This window comes from Shewanella sp. 10N.286.52.A9 (genome assembly GCF_041468985.1).
Classification (GTDB): Bacteria; Pseudomonadota; Gammaproteobacteria; order Enterobacterales; family Shewanellaceae; genus Shewanella; species Shewanella japonica.
The window spans coordinates 299,847-321,120 of record NZ_JBFRJQ010000004.1; the positions used below are offsets into that span (position 1 = coordinate 299,847).

General features: G+C 39.2%; 16 protein-coding genes. 10 read left to right on the plus strand and 6 right to left on the minus strand.

What is annotated here, in order from left to right:
• The first annotated feature begins 29 nt into the window (after nucleotides 1-29).
• Both cdd and AB4128_RS03890 read left to right on the plus strand, forming a co-directional pair.
• Nucleotides 30-920: a cytidine deaminase gene (gene cdd, locus AB4128_RS03885; protein ID WP_372036916.1), complete on the plus strand. Its 891-nt coding sequence runs from the start codon at nucleotides 30-32 to the stop codon at nucleotides 918-920.
• Between the two features lie 197 nt (nucleotides 921-1,117).
• A complete protein-coding gene (locus AB4128_RS03890; RefSeq protein WP_055023340.1) occupies nucleotides 1,118-1,741 on the plus strand; it encodes a LysE family translocator in 624 nt (207 codons plus the stop codon).
• 68 nt (nucleotides 1,742-1,809) lie between these two features.
• Here the strand turns inward: AB4128_RS03890 and AB4128_RS03895 are convergent, their stop codons facing one another.
• Complete coding sequence (locus tag AB4128_RS03895) at nucleotides 1,810-2,898, minus strand: GGDEF domain-containing protein (RefSeq protein WP_372036918.1); 1,089 nt, start codon at nucleotides 2,896-2,898, stop codon at nucleotides 1,810-1,812.
• 155 nt (nucleotides 2,899-3,053) lie between these two features.
• Nucleotides 3,054-4,250 carry a GNAT family N-acetyltransferase gene (locus AB4128_RS03900; protein WP_372036920.1) on the minus strand — a complete coding sequence of 399 codons (1,197 nt, stop codon included), beginning with the start codon at nucleotides 4,248-4,250 and terminating at the stop codon, nucleotides 3,054-3,056.
• An 89-nt stretch (nucleotides 4,251-4,339) separates the two neighbouring features.
• On the opposite strand from AB4128_RS03900, the gene ggt reads away from it, so the two are divergent.
• The 7 genes from ggt to AB4128_RS03935 all read left to right on the plus strand — a co-directional run bounded on the left by ggt (nucleotide 4,340) and on the right by AB4128_RS03935 (nucleotide 17,415).
• A complete protein-coding gene (gene ggt, locus AB4128_RS03905) occupies nucleotides 4,340-6,094 on the plus strand; it encodes a gamma-glutamyltransferase (protein WP_372036922.1) in 1,755 nt (584 codons plus the stop codon).
• A 634-nt stretch (nucleotides 6,095-6,728) separates the two neighbouring features.
• Nucleotides 6,729-8,345 carry a methyl-accepting chemotaxis protein gene (locus AB4128_RS03910; protein ID WP_372036924.1) on the plus strand — a complete coding sequence of 539 codons (1,617 nt, stop codon included), beginning with the start codon at nucleotides 6,729-6,731 and terminating at the stop codon, nucleotides 8,343-8,345.
• A 68-nt stretch (nucleotides 8,346-8,413) separates the two neighbouring features.
• A complete protein-coding gene (locus AB4128_RS03915) occupies nucleotides 8,414-9,616 on the plus strand; it encodes a hypothetical protein (protein ID WP_065107852.1) in 1,203 nt (400 codons plus the stop codon).
• A gap of 11 nt (nucleotides 9,617-9,627) precedes the next feature.
• Nucleotides 9,628-10,023 (plus strand): phosphate ABC transporter substrate-binding protein, encoded by a 396-nt coding sequence (locus AB4128_RS03920; RefSeq protein WP_372036926.1) that lies wholly within the window; start codon nucleotides 9,628-9,630, stop codon nucleotides 10,021-10,023.
• 263 nt (nucleotides 10,024-10,286) lie between these two features.
• Nucleotides 10,287-12,467 (plus strand): M3 family metallopeptidase, encoded by a 2,181-nt coding sequence (locus AB4128_RS03925; protein ID WP_055023346.1) that lies wholly within the window; start codon nucleotides 10,287-10,289, stop codon nucleotides 12,465-12,467.
• A 293-nt stretch (nucleotides 12,468-12,760) separates the two neighbouring features.
• Nucleotides 12,761-14,815, plus strand: coding sequence for a bifunctional 2',3'-cyclic-nucleotide 2'-phosphodiesterase/3'-nucleotidase (locus AB4128_RS03930; protein WP_372036928.1), 2,055 nt, complete (start codon nucleotides 12,761-12,763; stop codon nucleotides 14,813-14,815).
• A 530-nt stretch (nucleotides 14,816-15,345) separates the two neighbouring features.
• Nucleotides 15,346-17,415, plus strand: coding sequence for a bifunctional 2',3'-cyclic-nucleotide 2'-phosphodiesterase/3'-nucleotidase (locus tag AB4128_RS03935; RefSeq protein ID WP_372036930.1), 2,070 nt, complete (start codon nucleotides 15,346-15,348; stop codon nucleotides 17,413-17,415).
• Nucleotides 17,416-17,507: 92 nt separating this feature from the next.
• Here AB4128_RS03935 and AB4128_RS03940 read toward each other — a convergent pair whose 3' ends face one another.
• Nucleotides 17,508-17,966: an AAA family ATPase gene (locus AB4128_RS03940; RefSeq protein ID WP_372036932.1), complete on the minus strand. Its 459-nt coding sequence runs from the start codon at nucleotides 17,964-17,966 to the stop codon at nucleotides 17,508-17,510.
• A gap of 36 nt (nucleotides 17,967-18,002) precedes the next feature.
• Nucleotides 18,003-18,761: a Sir2 family NAD+-dependent deacetylase gene (gene cobB, locus AB4128_RS03945; RefSeq protein ID WP_055023350.1), complete on the minus strand. Its 759-nt coding sequence runs from the start codon at nucleotides 18,759-18,761 to the stop codon at nucleotides 18,003-18,005.
• Between the two features lie 324 nt (nucleotides 18,762-19,085).
• On the opposite strand from cobB, the gene fur reads away from it, so the two are divergent.
• Nucleotides 19,086-19,517: a ferric iron uptake transcriptional regulator gene (fur, locus tag AB4128_RS03950; RefSeq protein WP_055023351.1), complete on the plus strand. Its 432-nt coding sequence runs from the start codon at nucleotides 19,086-19,088 to the stop codon at nucleotides 19,515-19,517.
• 81 nt (nucleotides 19,518-19,598) lie between these two features.
• Here fur and AB4128_RS03955 read toward each other — a convergent pair whose 3' ends face one another.
• Complete coding sequence (locus AB4128_RS03955) at nucleotides 19,599-20,519, minus strand: putative porin (RefSeq protein ID WP_372036935.1); 921 nt, start codon at nucleotides 20,517-20,519, stop codon at nucleotides 19,599-19,601.
• Nucleotides 20,520-20,678: 159 nt separating this feature from the next.
• Nucleotides 20,679-21,179: a GNAT family N-acetyltransferase gene (locus tag AB4128_RS03960; protein ID WP_055023353.1), complete on the minus strand. Its 501-nt coding sequence runs from the start codon at nucleotides 21,177-21,179 to the stop codon at nucleotides 20,679-20,681.
• Between the last annotated feature and the right edge of the window lie 95 nt (nucleotides 21,180-21,274).

The following is a 21,274-nucleotide window of genomic DNA, read 5'->3' on the forward strand; positions in this document are numbered from 1 at the left end:
ACTTATTGTATTAATAAAAGGAATTGGTCATGCAAAATCGTTTCATTGATAGCATCACCCAACTGCCCAAACCACTGGCAACAGCGCTTATCCCATTACTTAATGATGATTTTTGTGGGCACATCGATGCGAATCAACTGACGGAACTTGTCAATATCAGTCAAATGGCAGAGGAAGAACTTCTATTAAGTTTACTGCCAATCGCTGCAGCACTTGCCAAACCAAGCATCAGCGAGTTTTATGTTGGTGCAATCGCTAAAGCTGAAAGCGGCGACATATACATGGGGGCTAATTTTGAATTATCTTCTGAAGCGCTATTTCACACGGTACATGCCGAACAAAGTGCAATCAGCCACGCCTGGCTAAACGGCGAACAAAAAATTGTTGATATCGTCGTCAACTTCAGTCCTTGTGGCCATTGTCGTCAGTTCATCAATGAATTAGTCAGCGGTATCGATATTAACATCCACTTACCTGGTCAGCAGCCACAGCAATTAGCACACTATCTACCATATGCATTTGGGCCAAAAGACCTACAAGTCACTAAGCCACTGTTATCAAAAAGTCATATCGAATTTAGTTTACAGTCAGATGACCCAATGATCATCGAAGCTGTCGACCAAGCAGGTTTAAGTTATGCCCCCTATACGCAAAACTACGCAGCGGTGGTTATTGAAACAAAAGACGGTAAAACATACTGCGGCCGGTACGCAGAAAACGCGGCATTTAATCCGTCAATGATGCCAATGCAAATGGCGTTATCAAACTTAATTCGCCACAACAGAGACTACAGCGATATTAATCGAGTGGTATTGATAGAATCATCTGCCGGTAAAATCAGTTTAGCTAATGCCACTATGGATACACTGCAAGCTGTTGCCGCAATTGAGCTTGAGCATATCGTTGTAGACCCAAGCTAGCCAGATCATTTTGCTGCACGTTAATTGAAATTACACTGAATTAGCCTTTCTTAGTTTCGATATTAAGAAAGGCTTTTTGTTACCAATCATTATTTAGCACCTCGAAGGCACGTATTCACTTTTTTGTTTGCACAAAAGCTGTAAAGCCTTACACTCTTGCTCTTCTCATATAAGAATTGATTTAAGAACTCTAGCCCATGCCTGATTTAGCAATACTTGCTGTATTTATTCCAACATTCTTTTTTGTTTCTATTACGCCAGGAATGTGTATGACATTAGCAATGACACTTGGCATGAGTATTGGTGTTAGAAGAACCCTGTGGATGATGGCAGGTGAATTAGTGGGTGTTGCTTTAGTTGCTATTGCTGCGGTTATGGGCGTTGCCAGCGTCATGCTTAATTACCCAGATGCCTTTGCCATTTTAAAATGGCTTGGCGGCGCTTATCTTGCGTATATTGGCGTTAATATGTGGCGTTCGAAAGGCAAAATGGCCATCATTGAGGGGCAGCAAACAGACAAATCGATTAGTAATATTGCGCTAATTTCCCAAGGGTTTGTCACAGCAATAGCCAATCCCAAAGGTTGGGCATTTATGATTTCACTTTTACCTCCCTTCATCAGTGTTGATAAAGCTGTCGCACCTCAGTTGTTTTGGCTACTTGCGATTATTATGCTGACAGAAAGCGTATCAATGCTCGCTTATGCCAGTGGCGGTAAGAGTTTAAGAATGTTTTTATCTCGGGGCGATAACATTAAACTGATGAACCGTATTGCCGGCAGTTTAATGATTGGCGTCGGTTTTTGGCTAGCACTTGGCTAAAGGTTAAATACACTGAATATCGCTAAACGAAAGAAGTATAGATAAAAATAAACCGATAATGTAATTGATTACGCCGCTTTGTCGTAATAGGGTTTAACACAGTTTCTGCCGTTTTCTTTCGCCATATACAGCGCTTTATCGGCTCTCATCAGTAAGTCTTTAAGTTCTTTCGCAGATGCTGTTTTTTCTGCGATACCAAAGCTCGCTGTGCACTGAAGGTTTTGGGAATCGGTTAACGGAATTTTACACTCAGCAATGTGTTCACGCATTCGCTCGGCCACTTTGTTAGCATCATGCAAATGGGTATTTGGCATAGCAATAACAAATTCTTCCCCGCCAATCCGCGCACATAAATCTTGTTCACGGCACAAGGCTTTAATCGTTTTAGTCACTTCAATTAAACACTTATCACCAACGAGATGACCGTGTTTATCGTTAATCGTCTTAAACAAGTCTAAGTCGATTAGCACCAAAGTGAATGGGAGTTGATGCGCCACAGCTTGATCGAGCAATGTTTTACCCTCGGTAAAAAAGGAGTGTCGATTTGCCAATCGTGTCAAAGAGTCAGTACTTGCTTGCAATGTCAGTTGCTTTTCGTTTTTATCAATCTGTTTAGCAAAAATATATAAGACAACAATCACTTCCAGCATCGTAAAAAATACCACGGATTGATAAAGCATATGGTTAACTTGAGCAGACAGTTCAATTAATGGCGCTTCGTTTACGGTATTTTCACAATAGAAAAATAACACCATTGCCAGTGCACTTAATGTCACCTGCTCAAGTCGCTCTCTTAATTCAAACAACAAAAAAGCCCCAGTTGGCACAAGGAAGTAATACAGGTGAAAACCACTCGCATTAGTTACATAAACATTGGTACACACAAGTAGATGCAGCATCAATACGCTAAAAAACCAAATTTTAGCGATTTTAGGGTGCTGTTTGGCGGTAAGTACATTAGTGACGAAGTACGCAAACGTAAATCCAAGGTTGATAAAACCAACAGAAGGATTATCAAGAAACAAAATATAGTTAAGCGAATATAAAAATGAGATAGCAACCGTAATTAACCCTATGATATTCATAGTTCTTATTCGGTTAGCTGATGAAAATGACTGTTGATTCGTGCCCAGATTAATAATTGATTTTAAATTCATGGGGGTAACAAATAAGTTAACGACATGTAAACTTTAGCACAATTTATATTTTTAGTTCTATCCAGAATATCAGTTAACAGAGTACCTAATTCAATTGTCGATTGTTAAATGAAGATCACTTAACTCCTCTAAGTCGTTGTAATGCTTTCTGAATTTTATTTATATGGGAGTTTTGCGCTCATTTGCGCCATGTACTGCTTAATGTGAAGTTGCTCTTGCTGGCAATAGTGATTAATAGCATGACTAAACTCGGCATGTGCGACATTGTGATTCGAATAGGTTTCTATAGGCTCAAAACCTCTAGCAACCTTATGCTCCCCTTGTGCCCCAGCATCAAACGTCGTTAATCCATGTTTGATGGCATACTCTATCCCTTGATAATAACAGGCTTCAAAATGCAGACCGTCAACCTCCTGTAAGCAGCCCCAATAACGCCCGTATAAATGAGTTTTAGAAACAAAATATAACGCCGAAGCCACCATTGTTTGCAGCGGATCAGAAATGATAAGTAAGCGAATTTGATTACCCATAGTGTCTGCTAGCTGCTCAAAAAAATCGCTGGATAAATAACCTGTATGACCAGATCGTTTTAAATAGGTTTGCTGATAACACTCAATAAAGTGTTCCCACTGAGCTGAAGATGCTTGTTCGCCTGTAATAAATTCAAAATGATACTCAGAAACCATACGACGTTCTTTAACAATGGTTTTACGCTTACGTGAGACTAACTGTCTAAGATAATCATCGAAATTCTGATAACCTCGGTTACCCCAATGAAACTGTGTAGCAAGCCTTGCAATAGACTGTTGACTGGCAAAGTTAAAATCATCTTTAGGTAAGAACAAACAGTGCCAAGACGAAAAATCCTGTTCTATACTGCGATTAAGGAAGTTGAGAATACAGCTTATAAGATAATGTCTAACTGATTTACTGGCCCCTTCCATTATCCCGAAACGCTGACCTGTTACAGGAGTAAACGGTATAGCCGCGACTAATTTGGGATAGTATTGTAATCCGTTTCTCTCATATGCTTCAGCCCAAGCCCAATCAAACACATACTCTCCCCAAGAATGGGTCTTCTCATAGCAAGGTAAAATAGCCACTACCTTATCGCCTGTCTGAACCAAAATATGTTTTGGTGTCCAACCAGTAAGTGGGCAAACACATTGACTTTGTTCAAGAGCCAATAAGTAATCAAACTGAGTAAAAGGGTTATCATCACGAAACATCAGCAGCCAATCTTGCCTACCAATAGCTTCAACTGAATCGTAAAAGCTAATGTGAATATCATCAAGAGCTGTCAGTGCTGAGTCCTCTGCTAATGAATCACTAATTAAGCCAGTTTCAGACATATTTCCTCAGAATACCGTTTTAGATATTGTGTATTAGATCATACTTATGGCACATTGCAACATATGATTATACTTACAAAGGACTGAAAATGAGCGTTTTTTCTCAGATAAAGCCTATCGTTGTTTCTACTTCTATTGCGTTACTACTTGGTTTTACTTCACTATCCGCAAGTACTGTACAAGCTGCCAACGAACAGTCAATTTACAGTCGCGCTGCGACAGCACAGCCGATTTGGGCCGAACACGGCATGGTCGCCAGCCAAGAATCATTAGCCACACGAATTGGCGTAGATATTTTGAAACAAGGTGGTAATGCTGTAGATGCCGCAGTTGCTGTGGGTTTTGCTCTTGCAGTCACCCTTCCTCGTGCTGGCAATATTGGCGGAGGCGGCTTTATGTTAGTCCACCTCGCTGAAACGAATAAAACAATTGCTATCGATTATCGAGAAACCGCGCCTTCAAAAGCGCACAAAGATATATTTCTAGATGAAAAAGGTAAGCCAAACCCTAAATTAAGCCGTGAACATGGTCTTGCTGTCGGTGTCCCAGGAACGGTCATGGGTTTTGAGTTAGCGCTCGAAAAGTATGGCACTATGAAGTTAAGTGAGGTGATTGCGCCAGCTATAAAGTTAGCAAAAGAAGGTATTAGTGTTAATCCAGATCTTGCTAATTCCCTTGATGGACTTAAGCGCCGAATTTCTCAATGGCCCAGTTCAGCCAAAATCTTCTATAAAAAGAACGGCGACAGCTTTGCAGTAAACGATACCTTAGTACAAACCGATCTCGCACATTCACTGTCTTTAATCGCAACTCACGGCAGTAAAGGGTTTTATGAAGGTGAAACTGCAGAAAAAATCGTTGCCTCAATTAAGCAAGCCAACGGTATTATGACCTTGGAAGATTTAAAAAACTATCAAGTTGTTGAACGTGAGCCAATTCGCGGAGAATATCGTGGATACGAGATTGTCTCCATGCCACCTCCTTCCTCTGGCGGAATTCATATCATTCAAATGCTGAACATGCTTGAGAACTACCCTATCAATGAATTAGGCCACAATACGGCTCAAACATTGCACCTGATGGTAGAAAGTATGAAACATGCATATGCCGATAGAAGTGAGTATTTAGGTGATCCTGATTTTAACCCTGTCCCTTTGAAGGCGTTGACGGATCAAAAATACGCTGACTCATTGGTTAAAAAAATAGCTTACAACAAAGCCACTCCAAGTGCTGAGATAAAGCCAGGTAATATAGCTCCCTATGAGAGTAACCAAACCACTCATTACTCTGTTGTGGATAAATGGGGAAATGCAGTGTCGAATACCTACACGTTGAACTTTAGTTATGGTTCTGGACTAGTTGCAGACGGCACTGGGATTTTACTCAATAATGAAATGGACGATTTTTCTGCAAAGCCAGGTACGCCAAACGCCTTTGGTTTAATTGGCGGCGAAGCTAATTCGGTTCAAGGAAACAAGCGACCATTGAGTTCAATGAGCCCAACCATTGTGATGAAAGAAGGCAAGCCTTTCTTAGTGACAGGTAGCCCAGGCGGCTCAAGAATCATCACGACGACATTACAACTCATTATGAACGTGATTGATCATAAGCTTAATGTCGCAGAAGCGACTGCTGCCCCAAGAATCCATCATCAATGGCTTCCTGATTATATTGGTGTAGAAACCAGTTTAAACAAAGATACAATTTCACTGCTTGAAGCTAAAGGCCATACGATCAAGCCCAGCAGTGCCATGGGCAGTACCCAATCAATAGTGGTAACTGAAAAAGGCGTTTATGGAGCATCAGATCCTAGACGTGCCGGTTCTGAAACCCTAGGTTATTAGTAATAACGTAAATAATAACAATGTGCTGTATCGAAAAGCGATGAGTAGATACAGCTTAAATTTAAACAAGATAAAATAAACACTCACTCCCTTTCCAAAATAAACCTGCTCCCTTGCTCATTTTTATTGTTTAGATCCCCTTCCCTAAATAAGAATAGCTATCATTACAACCCGCATGAATAACAAAACAGCAACATCAAGATTAGATTTTTGTTATTTCAAATTTATTTCAATTAAAGTTTTTTATCTTTATGCCGATATTGTTATTGCAGGAACAGACCTGTTATGCGGTTATTAATTAAAATTAACAAGCACCCAACTGTTGATGCGTTTAATTAACAACGCAGGTTGTAAGCGATATTTAACCCGTCAATATTTTGACAAAGGCAAAATATTGACAACCCAAACAAGATAGAAAGAATTTAATTAATGCCTGAAATGTTAAAACTTTTATCAAATAAAATTTATTTCATACAGGTAGCAAGCTTAACTGACTGATATTGATAGATATAACTATTTATGCTCATATGGTTACATCAATTAACTGAAATAGACTATTTTTTTAGCATAAAATTCATATTATGATGCGCTAAAAATAACTCAATAATATTAAAAAACAGCAGGATTCAACTTGATGAAGTTAAACAGCTTAAAAATAAAGCACCGGATCGCTTTATTAACAGTCGTTGCAATTTCTTCGTTTGTTATTTCACTTGTAATTAACAATCAAAGCGTGCAACAAAATGCTGAACGTTTAAATGGACTTCAATCACAACTTTACCCAGTATTAAATTTAGCCACTATTAACGATGGCTTGTTATTGCAATTAAATCAGAATATTCAATCCGCAGTAACAACTGGTGAAGAAGAATCATTAATCACTGCTGAAAATATGGTTAAACAAATTAATAGTAACCTAAATACTATTAAGGGTTTATTACCTCTTGAAGCTAATGATGCCAATAATATGCAACGCGATTTGGCCACTTATCATGACAATGCCAAAACCTTAGTTGCTGAATTTTTAAAAGATGATGTCGACTTTAACAAGATCACAAACCAGGCTTCAGAAAATGCCAAGCGATTTGAATCCCTAACAGCGGTTTTTGCTAAAAAACAGCAAGATTACTCAGATGCTTTCACAACGAGTATTAGCACGACCTTAGCAAGTTCAGATAATGCGGCATCATTGATGTTGATTATCGGTATTATCGCTTCTCTATTTTTGGTGGTCGTTGGCGTACTAGTGAATCGCTCAATCATTGTCACCATTCAGGACGTCACCCACTCATTACAGAATATATCAGAAGGTGAAGGCGATCTTCGTTCTCGGATTGAATATAACGGTAAAGATGAAATCGCGACGCTCGTACATTGGTTCAACCAGTTTGTATCGAAATTACAAGTCTCAATTGCTGACACTAAACAAACTACAGACAGTTTAAGTGCAGTATCTCATACGTTATTAGAAAGCTGTAAAAACAGTGAAAACACCGTTATCGAGCAAAATGAGTCCGTTGAACAAATCTCTAATGCCATGCGTGAAATGTTCATCAGTGTTGCGCATATTGCTGAGTATGCCGCTAATGCTGCATCTGAAGCTGACAACGCAAATGATGAAGCTAAACAAGGTCAAGAGGTTGTGTCTCAAGCCATCACTACCATTAATAAATTAGCAGAAGAAGTACAAACGACTGCTGTTGTAGTAAATCAACTTGAGGCGTTCACCAGTAACGTCAACGATATTCTCGATACCATTCGTGGTATTGCAGATCAAACCAATTTACTTGCCTTGAATGCAGCAATTGAAGCAGCTCGAGCAGGTGAACAAGGAAGAGGCTTTGCCGTAGTGGCCGATGAAGTAAGAACCCTTGCCTCTCGAACACAAGCGTCAACGCAAGAAATTCAACAAGTATTGCAAGAGCTTCGCTCTACTTCAACTCAAGCAGTTGATGCAATGCAACGTGGAATTGAAACCGCTGAAGAAGGTGTCAAAACCACTTCATTAGCCGGAGATGCATTAATCAGTATCACCAATAAAGTGAGTGCGATTACCGTCGTTAACGAACAGATTGCTGCCGCCACTGAAGAACAACATAACACTTCAGAGCTTATCCAGCAGTATGTCGCTGATATTGAAACCAATGCCGCTAAAGTAAAAATGACCACGGATGAAATGGGCGGGATCAGTTATGACATTGAAGGTGTTAGTAAACAGCTTCAAAACATAACAGGTCAATTTAAAGTCTAACAATAACAATATTTTAAGATAAACGAGATTTATCTTGAGTAATGATAAAGATGAACAGGAGTTACACCATGAAATTCAACTTGAAAGCGCTACCCTTAGCTATTTCTGTTGCAATGCTTCCTGCCTATGTCGCAGCTGAAGAAACAAGTGAAGAGAAAATTGCCAAGCTTGAACAACAAGTGCAATCACTTCAAGCAAGCCAAAATGCAAGCTTAACAGAACGTTTTAGCTTCAATGGCTTCATGACTGGTGCATATATCAGCTCTGACAATAACACTGGTTATGCAGGTGCGACTACCTCTGCTAACTTCGATGACGGCAGTAAATTTGGTCTTCAAGGTACCTTTGCCATTACAGATCAAACTCAAGCCGTAATGCAGCTTATGATGAAAGGCAGCAACGATTGGGAAGTAGAAGCTGAGTGGGCTTATATCTCACACCGTTTTGAAAATGGCCTTCAGGCTCGTGCTGGTAAACTTCGTGTACCTTTATTTATGTACTCTGATTACTTAGACGTGGGTTACGCACAGCCATTCGTACGTCCACCTTCAGAAGTTTATGATGCGGTTCCTTTCACATCATACACCGGCGGTGATGCAAGTTATGATATTGAGTTTGATGACTCGACATTAACAATTCAAGCTTTTGGTGGTCAGTCTGAAGACTCAGGTATTGATATCGGAAATATTTTCGGTGCCAATGTTAACTGGACTGATTTAACATGGACTTTGCGGGCGGTCTACGGTCAAGCAACCCTTGATGGAACAGTTACACGACAAATGTCAGTAGACGGTGGAACAGACCCTTCAACAGGTTTACCAATTTCTATTGACGTTACAGTTGATATTCTAGACATTAATGATGCTACTGGTACATTCGTTGGTCTAGGCGGAAGCTATGACAATGGCTCTTTCTTAGCCATTGCTGAATGGACTCGTATCGAAACTGATGAAGAGTACCCAGATTCTGACGCAGGTTATGTCACTTTAGGTTACCGTATCAATGCATTTACACCTTATGTGACTGCATCTTATTACGAAACTAAAGATAATGACGTTCGAACTAATCCTGTTCACGCTGCAATTTTTAACGGCGAGCGCACAGCATACAGTGCAGGTGTTCGTTGGGATGCAATGGATAACTTAGCCCTTAAGTTTGACGTAACCCATGCCACTGACTTCGGTGACACCTCTGGCGGTTTTGATACCAACATAGCCCAAGAGTTTGATGACACTACAGTGTACACAGTTCAGTTCGACGTTGTATTTTAAGGAGCGATAAAATGAAAAAAATCCTATCTATTTTAGCGCTTAGCGTGTGTTCAGTTATGTCAGCTCAAGCAGCGGTTGTCGTCATTGGTGCACCTGGTGCGGCAGATATTAGCGCATCAGATGCTAAAAAATTATTTTTAGGTAAAGGCTCAAAATCTGCAGTGGTTTATGAACTTGCTGAAGGTAATGCAACACGTTCAGAGTTTCATGGTGCTGTCACAGGCAAATCTGATTCACAACTGAAAGCATTCTGGTCAAAGCAGGTATTTACTGGTAAAGGAAACCCACCAGCAACAGTAAATGATGCCGCGGGGATGAAATCAGCAGTAGCTTCAAACCCTAATGCGATTGGCTACATTGATGAAGCTGATGTCGATGGCAGTGTGAAAGTGATTTTAAAGCCATAAAAACGACTTAACAGCATAGTCTTAAATTAAGTTTTAGTGATTGTGTTTTAAGCATTTCATACTCCCCCCTTCAATTGAAATGCTAGAGGGATCTGATAAACATCAGGTCCCTTTATTTTTTGTTACAAACTAAAACAAGATTGCGACCAAAACTTGATAAACTAGTCACAAATCATAATGTAATAATGATAAACAGAAGCTTAAACCGACCTTTCGATTAAAAGCTCATTTTTAACCATTCTTATGCAAACAGGGAAATAACTATGAAGGGACTAACCCTCAAACCGCTTGTTTCAGCTATGGCACTCACAGTCATGTTAAGTGCTTGTGCCAATGACAATGTACAAACCAACACGACACAAGCACCAAATGTCGTGGCTAGCAACATCATCGAGCAAAATGCTAACAACCCATTCTTTAAACCATACGGTACTTTTATGGAAATCCCTGATTTCGATAAAATAAAAGATGAACATTACTTACCGGGCTTTAAGGCAGGTATCGCCGCTCAAAAAGCTGAAATAGCCGCTATTGTTGCGAATCCAGAAAAACCAACATTTGAAAATACCATCGAAGCAATGGAGTTCTCAGGTGAATTAGTAACAAAAGTTGCTAGTGTTTTCTATAACCTTACTGGTGCGCATACAAACCCAGCGATTCAAGAAATTTCAAAAGAAGTGTCACCAATGCTATCAGCAGCAAGCGATGACATTTTATTAAATGATGAGTTGTTTAAGCGTGTTAAAGCCGTTTATTTACAAAAAGACAGCTTAAACCTCAATACAGCTAAAGCTAAATTGCTTGAAGACACCTACAAACGTTTTACCCGTGGCGGTGCTAACTTATCAGCTGAAGACAAAGCCACATTACGTTCACTAAACGAGCAAATTGGTAAGCTTAATCTTGAGTTTGGCGATAACTTATTAGCTGAAACCAATGCTTTTGAGCTAGTTATTGATAACAAGGCTGATTTAGCAGGTTTACCACAAGATATTATTGATAGTGCTGCTGCGACAGCCACTAAACGTGGCCATGATGGTAAATGGGTTTTCACAACGCAACGCCCTTCTATCACGCCATTTTTAACCTATGCAGAAAACCGTGAGCTGCGTGAAACAATATTTAAAGGTTATATCGAACGCGCTAATAACGACAACGCGAATGACAACAAAAAAACCTTAGCGAAAATTGCTTCATTACGTGCAGAAAAAGCTGAATTAATGGGTTACAAAACCCACGCTGATTTTGTACTAGAAGAGCGCACAGCTAAAACACCTGAAAATGTATATGGATTATTAGACAAAGTTTGGCCTGCAGCGCTTGCTCAAGCAAATGCTGAAGTTGTCGAAATGCAAAAGCTAATTGACTCACAAGGTGGCGACTTCAAATTAGAAGCGTGGGATTGGTGGTATTACTCAGATCAAATCCGTGTAGCTAAATACAGTTTCAATGAACAACAAACGCGTCCATATTTCTCACTTGAAGCAACCTTAGATGGCGTATTTTATACAGCCAACCGTCTATTCGGCATCACAGTGAAAGAACGTACCGATTTACCAAAATATCACCCAGATGTTAGAACATGGGAAGTCTATGATAAAGATGGTTCATTCTTAGCTGTATTTATGGGTGATTACTACGTACGTGACAGTAAACGTGGTGGCGCTTGGATGAACTCATACCGCCAGCAATACAACATGAATGGCGTTGAATCAAAGCCTATCATTGTAAACGTACTGAACTACCCTCGCCCAACGGGTGATGAGCCAGCACTGCTGACGTTTGACGAAGCAAGCACCTTATTCCACGAGTTCGGCCATGCACTACACGGGATTTTGTCTGACGTAGAATATCGCTCACAAGCTGGTACATCAGTACCACGTGACTATGTTGAATTTCCATCACAAGTCATGGAAAACTGGATGACCCAACCTGAAGTATTAGCGCAATTTGCTAAACACTATCAAACAGGCGAAGTTATCCCGCAAGAATTAGTCAAAAAAATCCAAGCAGCAAGTAAATTTAACCAAGGTTTTGCGACAGTTGAATATATGGCAGCAACAAAACTGGATTTAGATTGGCACACATTAACTGATAACACTGTACGTGATGCAGCAAAATTTGAAGCTGAATCATTAGCCAATATGGGGCTGATTAAAGAAATTGCTCCACGTTACCGTAGTACGTATTTCTCGCACATTTTCGCGGGCGGCTACTCAGCGGGTTACTACAGTTACCTTTGGTCAGATATCTTAGGCGCAGATGCATTTGAAGCGTTTAAAGAAAATGGTATTTTCGACCCAGCAACGGCACAAGCCTTCAGAGATAATATTCTGTCTAAAGGTGGTAGCGCCGATCCTATGCAACTTTACCGTCAATTCCGTGGTAAAGATGCGGGTATTGAGCCATTGTTAAGAAGCCGTGGCTTATTAGAAGATAAGTAATTTATCTCAACCTTTAAAAGGCGCTTCGGCGCCTTTTTTATTGTCTTAATTATTTTCCTTTTAACCCTGCCAGCAACATTAAATCCTGAAATGCTTTAAAAATAAGAGTGATAACCTAATGAAATAGAGGTTTGTTCGTTCAATCGACATAGTTAATTTTATTTTGGCTAAATTATCATTCTGTAATTAACTTTGTATATAATTCCTAGCGATTAAAAAGAGTACAAAAATGTGATTAATCAACATAATAAGAGCACTAAAAGCATGCTCTGGGGTCAAGTAAGAGAAGAACTATGTTAAATAAAACCTGTTTAGCCATTGTTATCGCCAGTTCACTAACGCTGGGTGGATGCAACTCATCTGATGAAATTAAATCAGCTGTAGAAGTCGAATTGCGCATCATGGAAACCAGTGATCTCCATGCCAATATCATGGATTACAATTATTATACAAGCCGAGTCGATAACACCATTGGCTTAGCAAGAACCGCTTCCCTGATAAAACAAGCACGCCTTGAAGTTAAAAACAGTGTGTTAGTCGATAACGGTGACTTACTCCAAGGCAGCCCTATGGGGGATTATATTGCACATACTTTCCAAGCAAATAATCAACTAATCGATACTCACCCAGCTTATAAAGCCATGAATACTCTCGACTATGCTGTGGGTAATATAGGTAATCATGAGTTTAACTATGGTTTAGACTTTTTAGATCAAGCAACAGCAGCAGCCAACTTTCCATACATAAGCGCCAATGTTTATTGTGAGATTGATAATTGCTTTAGAGACGTCAAAGCTGGTGAACCTTTATTTAAGCCTTATATCATTACAGAACAAGAAGTTATTGATAATCAGGGCGCTAAGCACACCATCAAAATAGGCTACATAGGTTTTGTGCCACCACAAATTAAAGTATGGGATAAACAAAATTTAGACGGCAAAGTTATTGCTAAAGGCATTGTCGAATCAGCAGAGCGTTACGTACCTAAAATGAAAGCTCAAGGCGCAGACGTCATTATCGCGATTCCACACTCAGGCATTGGCTCATCAGAAAACCCAGGTGACATGAATGCTGAAAACGCCACTTGGGCATTAACCACCGTTCCTGGCATTGATGCCATCATGTTTGGCCACAGCCACTCTGTTTTCCCAAGTGCACAGTTTTCTGATGTCGCTAAAGTCAATATTGAAACAGGCACGATTAATGGTGTCGCCGCTGTGATGCCAGGCCGTTGGGGAGATAATTTAGGTATTATCGATTTAACATTACGCCAAGAGGAAGGTAAATGGCGAGTATCCAACAGCTTGTCACAGGCTCGCCCTATTTTTATAAAAGAGACCGATAAAGTAGCAGGGTTCTCTGTCAATCCAGACAAAGAGATCCATACAAAGGTTGCTTCAGACCATCAAGCCACACTCGACTATGTTAATGCCCCAATAGGCAAATCATCTGCGGATATGTATAGCTTCCTATCCTTAGTGCAAGACGATCCTACTGTGCAAATTGTGTCGAATGCTCAAATAGATGCAGTCACTAGAGCCGCAGCAAAAATTGATACATTAAAACACCTTCCTGTTTTATCCGCAGCTGCGCCATTTAAAGCCGGCGGTCGTCATCGTACAAGTTCAGATGCTGACAGTTATGTACAAGTGGCAGCGGGTGAATTGTCGTACAAAAATGCTGCCGACTTATACCTTTACCCCAATACCTTAGTTGCGGTAAAAGTAACAGGTAAACAAGTTAAAGATTGGTTAGAGTGCAGTGCAAATCAGTTCAATCAAATTGATCCAAATTCCGCAGCAAGCCAAAGTTTAATTAATTGGGAAACTCATCGAACATATAACTTTGATGTCATTGATGGCGTTAACTACAAAATTGATGTGACTCAGCCTAATAAATTTGATGGTGATTGCGCTATGGTCAATGCTGATGCAAATCGAATTGTTGAGTTAAGTTACACAGATGATTCTGGCACTATGTTTAAAGGCAAAGAGTTTGCAAATAAGAGCTTTCTTATTGCGACCAATAACTTTCGAGCATTTGGTAATAAATTTGCCGGTACTGGCACTGATTATATCGCGATGGAACTACCAGATACCAACAGAGAAGCCTTAACTCAATACATTACACAATTATCAGAGCTCAATGGTGAAGTGGATCCTAGCGCTAATAACAACTGGCAATTCAAAACAATTGAATCAAGCACTAAGCTTGATATTCGCTTTGAAACGCAAGACTCCCCTTTAGCAGATACATTTATAAAACAGAACCAGCAGCGACCTATGACCAAACTTGAAGCTGATAGTATAGTTTCTGGTTTCGCGATTTATAGTATCGACTTAAATTAATGCGTCAGTAATATGTCAATAATACTTGATGACATGCTGGCAAAAAAAACTATAAAAACCTGTTTAATCATCAATAATTTAAACTAAATGTCCATACAAACGATTTTTGAGTGCCTATGTAGTATTTAAGCAAGGCGCGATAATAAAATTTCCAAGATAAACCCACAAGCTGACGACATGCTCCTATACATCAGGAGCATTGTCATCAACCCTTTTCCATTACTTCATCACTCAAACACGCCCTCTTATTTAACACCAATTGCGATTAGCAAGGTAATTAAGTGAACACTCAAGTTTAAAACACTGAGAAAACGCTAAATAACTACCATAAACTTCAACCTTTAACACAACTGCAGCTTAAATAACTTATCTTTACATTATCGTTCCTAGATCACAACACAGTGATTTATTTTGAATACAATCTTTATTGATTAATTTACATTTCATCTCTGTAAATTGCTCACAACAATATGGAGCAAAAGAATAATAAGCTCCGGGGTCAGAAAAAAGCGTTTAAAAGAGAGACTATTATGTTGAACAAAAAGCTTTTAGCAGTTGTTATTGCGGGTGTATTAGGTATTACTGGTTGTAGCTCATCAGATGACGATGTTAAAACCATTGAAGTTGATTTGCGTATCATGGAAACCAGCGATATCCATGCCAATATCATGGATTATAATTACTATAGTGGTCAAACCGATAAAACTATTGGTTTAGCCCGCACTGCAGCACTAATTCATGAAGCACGTGCTGAAGTCAGTAATAGTGTGTTAGTAGATAATGGTGATTTACTTCAAGGCAGCCCTATGGGCGATTATATTGCTCATGAATTTAAATCGACTAACCAATTAGCCGATACTCACCCAGCTTATAAAGCAATGAATACTTTAAATTATGAAGTGGGTAACATTGGTAATCATGAATTTAACTACGGTTTAGATTTTTTAGATCAAGCCACAGCAGAATCAAACTTTCCTTATATCAGTGCCAACGTCTATTGTGAAGTTGATGATTGCTTCAGAGACGTTAAAGCAGGTGAACCATTGTTTGAACCCTTCATCATTAAAGATCAACTTGTCGTTGATAAAAATGGTGACGAACATACGATTCAAATTGGTTACATTGGATTCGTTCCGCCACAAATCAAAATTTGGGACAAACAAAACCTTGACGGCAAAGTAATTGCACGCGGCATCGTTGAATCAGCAGAGCGTTACGTACCTCAAATGAAGGCCGCTGGAGCAGACGTTATTATCGCGATTCCACATTCAGGTATTGGCTCATCAGAAAACCCAAGTGACATGAATGCAGAAAATGCAACGTGGGCATTAACCACTGTTGAGGGTATTGATGCCATCATGTTTGGCCACAGTCACTCTGTATTTCCAAGCTCTCAGTTTGCTGACGTTCAAAATGTTGATTTAGACAAAGGTACCATTAATGGAGTTGCAGCGGTCATGCCTGGCCGCTGGGGAGATAATTTAGGTGTAGTCGATTTAACGCTAACCCAAGAAGATGGTGCTTGGACTGTAGTCAACAGCCAATCTGATGCTCGGCCAATTTTTATAAAAGCGACTGATACCACAGAAGAATTCGCTGTTGAGCCTGATGCAGATATACACGCTATGGTAGAAATTGAACATAACGCCACCCTTGATTATGTGAATGCGCCAATCGGTAAATCATCTACCGACATGTACAGCTTCCTCTCGCTTGTTCAAGATGATCCAACCGTTCAAATCGTATCAAATGCCCAAATTGACGCTGTAGCTGAAGCCGCCTCAAAGGTTGATGCTCTAAAAGGCATTCCAGTTTTATCAGCATCTGCACCGTTTAAAGCCGGTGGGCGTCACAGTACAACTTCAGATGCTGACAGTTATGTGCAAGTCCCAGCTGGGGATTTAACTTATAAGAATGCTGCAGATCTTTATCTTTATCCAAATACCATGGTCGCAGTTAAAGTAACAGGCGCTGAAGTTAAAGATTGGCTTGAGTGCAGTGCGAATCAATTTAATCAAATTGATCCTACTTCAACTGCAGCTCAAAACTTAATTAATTGGGATACTCATAGAACATATAACTATGATGTTATCGACGGCGTTAACTATAAGATAGATGTGACTCAGCCTAATAAATTTGACGGTGATTGCGCAGTAGTTAATGCTGATGCAAGTCGTATTGTTGATTTAAGCTATACAGACGCTGATGGCACGACATTTACAGGGGATGAACTAGCAAGTAAAGAATTTATTATTGCTTCGAATAACTACCGAGCATTTGGTGGTAAATTTGCAGGTACGGGTGCTGAATTTGTTGTAATGGAGCTACCAGATACTAACCGCGAGGCGTTAGCTCAATATATTTCTGAAGAATCAGAGACTCATGGCGAAGTTGACCCAAGTGCGGATAATAATTGGGACTTTGTTACTATCGACTCAGCTACTACACTTGATATTCGCTTTGAAACTCAAGACAGTGCAACCGCCGATAAGTTTGTCGAAGACTATCAAGTGCGCCCAATGACAAAACGAACTGACTTAACTGATGAGTTTGGGTTTGCAATTTACAATATTGATTTGCAAACGCCTGTATCTAACTAAATAAGAATCAGTTTATTAACGTAATTCTCTGTAAAGTTAATTACTTCTGCTAAATAAAAAGGCGCATAATGCGCCTTTTTTCTCATTAGAACTTAATCAAGTTCAAACAACCTCGCCATTGTTTTGATATGGTTCAGTGGCACTTTATGTGTATTTCTTTGAGCACACAAAGCTTGATGCTGACTATCTTTAGGATCACCGATAACTACAACACGAACTTGATATCCTAGGGCTTTAGCAGCAGCCTCGTAAGCCATATATTCCCATTTTGCCACATTGGTATTATCACATATAACTAATGGTTCATTGCTTGCCAACGCATTGATAAATGCCGTTAAATTAGCCTGATGATATTGGCTTAAAAACTTAGGATTAAATCGATACTGACCTTCTTGCTCAAAGTATTTATCCGTTGAAAAATATCCATATTGTTTAACATGTAATGCGGTATCAATACCCTGCTTTGTTAAAAATTCATTCACCCAGTATGACTTACCACTACCAGGTAAACCTCGCATGATAATGGCTAACTTTATATTGGTTTGATTCATTAATTCTTATTTCGAAAGTGACATACGTATAAATACTTAAGCCGATAAAGCATTGGCTAATTGTTCATTGAATGATGGGTTACCCACAACTTCGCCTGCTAAAATAGTTTCTACTAATTGCGGCACAATATCCCCTGCTTTTCCAGTCAAATGATATTGAAACTGACTGTGTCGATCTGGCTTCGCCAGATTAACCTCAACGGTTTGTGCGCCATGATGATTAGCACTATCGACAAAACCTGCTGCAGGATAAACAGTACCAGAAGTACCTATTGCAATGAATAAGTCACAGTTGTCCAGTGCATCATGGATTCTGTCCATGCCAAATGGCATTTCACCAAACCATACGATATGAGGACGTAAACGTTTAGCTGGAATACAACAAGTGCAACAATTATCTTCACTAAATGGTTCGCGTAACACGAACGTTTGCTGTGATTGAGGGCAACGGCCTTTGTTTAATTCTCCATGCATATGTAATAAACGTTTAGAGCCAGCACGCTCATGCAAATCATCCACATTTTGTGTAATAACAAGTAGCTTGCCAGAAAACTCCGCTTCAAGTTTTGCTAAAGCAACATGGGCTGGATTGACCGTAATTTCATCACTGTTAAGGTTATCCCAACGGCTATTATAAAAGCGTTCCACTAAATCAATATCTCGAGCATAGCCTTCCGGTGTGGCGACATCTTCAATATGATGTTGCTCCCACAACCCATCTTGATCTCGGAAGGTTTTTATCCCCGACTCAGCTGAAATACCTGCGCCAGTTAAGACTACAATCTGCCGATACATATTGATTTCCTTATTGTTATAATATGAAGCAACTCAATCACTAGCTTAGCAAAAGATCACTGTAAATTTTATATTGCTAATCATGAGTAAAATACTAACCCTATAGTGATATAAATGCTGCAAACTCACAATAATCCCTTAGTATAAGTAAGAGTATTGTGTATTTTTTAACTAAAATGAGCAGCTTATTTAGTAGATAACAGAAAAATCTAGTTATATTGTCGATTAACCTTCAACAAAGGTTCCAGTTTCTGATTTCAACACATATAATAAACTTAACTATCCACGGATGAACCTTTAGGTTCTGCAATCAAGAGATTAGCAATGACAGATGGAAATCAAGCACTCAAAAAAGCAGGTTTAAAAATTACACTGCCACGAGTTAAAATCCTAGAATTAATGCAAGCCCCTGAAAATCAACATATCAGTGCTGAAGATTTATACAAAAAATTGCTCGATGTTGGTGAAGAAATTGGCTTAGCGACTGTCTACCGTGTATTAAACCAATTTGACGATGCAGGTATTTTAAACCGTCATCATTTTGAAAGCGGCAAAGCAGTTTTTGAAATGTCGACTCAAAAGCATCATGATCACCTTGTTTGCTTAACATGTGACAAAGTTATTGAGTTCTCTGATGAAGTTATTGAGCGTCGTCAGGACGAAATCGCTATGCGCCACAATATCAAACTGACTCACCATAGCTTATATCTCTATGGTCACTGCACAAATGATACCTGTGACCACGCAGACGAATAGCATTTATTGTTTTAGTTAATTGACTTTAACAAATAAAAAGCCAGCATTAAGCTGGCTTTTTTTATCGCTAAAATGGCTAGACTAAAATCGCCCATTCACTCCAATACTATAAGAGAAACCATCAATATCAGAATCCAGCTCTTTAGCTGCAGTAAACACCGCAGCAATTGTGTCAGTTATAGGTAAATAATAATCGGTGCTTAATAACCAGCTGTCATACTCACTTTCATCAAAATCATAAAAATATGAAGCGCCTACAGACCAAGAATTAGTGACATACCAATCCGCTTCCACTAAAGCGGTTGAATTACTATCGCTATAGGAACCACCACTATCACTAATGTCAGGATCGTTAAACACTGAATCTACGGTGTAATCACTGTAAGTATATCGACCACTTAAATACAAACCTTCAGTCCAATCAAATTGAACGTAAGTATCAGCACCTAAAGTAATACTATCTTGCTCAGTATCAGACTTTCTAAAAGATGATGATTCACTGATATCATAGCCCCCTGTACTACGAATATACTCAATATAAAAAGAACTAGATGGATTGAAATAGTACCCAAGCGTTACACCATAATTATCATTTTCGAAACTAGAGTCGGCTTCAAAATTAGAATATTGTGCTTTGATAAACCATTTTGAATCAAACACATATTCACCAGAAATATTGTATTGGTCAAAATCATTTCCTACTCCTGAGTAAAACCCGCCTATATTTGACACCTGACCAAGATAGCCTGATAGCAAGTAAGGGGTTTTATTGTCATTTATCGACGAGAAATAATAGCGGTAATCGAGTTTAAAGGTTCCGTCTGAACTTGATTCTGTTTGATCAAAATATGTCACAGTGCCGTCATGTTGGTAATCATCATCTGCCATCACTAATGTAGATAAAGAAGAAAATGCGGTGAGAATGGCTAAATATAAACCTTTTTGAATCATATTTGTTCCTTGTTTAAATAACAAGAAAGAGCCATAGAAGATAATATCCATATCTTTATTCCTACATCGCAATGTTGCGATCGACTCTTTCCATAGAGTTTTTTTGGGGATACTTCTAAGGCAAAGATAGAAATAATAATATCTACCTTTACTTAGAAGACTCTAAACTAACGAAATATAAATTAAATTTCAATCGGATAGGTTAATAATTTATAACATTCTTTGATATACCTGTACCTTATGGCCTTTGTATATGTTTTGTTCATACAACGACATGCCATTGTTTACTGCTACTTTTTCAGAGCCTACATTTCCATGTAAGATGAGCGCAATAACTTCATCAATATCAAACATTGGCTTAAGGGTATCCATTACCGCTTTTGCTGCTTCTGTACCAATTCCCTGCCCCCAATATTCTGGAAGAAAGCGATAACCCAGTTCCACTTTATCGTATTCGGGAATGTATTTAGGCCCACAAAAACCAATCACTTTTTTATCTTCTTTATGATACACCGCCCAGCGTCCAAAACCTTTATCGTTATAGTCTGCTTGTATTACTTCTTTGAAAACTTGTTCAGCCTCTAATAGGCTTTTTAAGGGCGATTGTGGGATGTAAGTCAGCACATCAGGGTTACTATTCATTAATAAAATAGCTTCTATATCGTGCTGATTAAATGGACGAATGAGTAGACGATCTGTTTCTGCAATCACTGCGGGGATCACGGGCGTTATATGAGACACGATTATCCTTAACCTTTATTATTCTGAATTGTTGTGGGCTAACTACATGTTTAACTTTAGTAAAA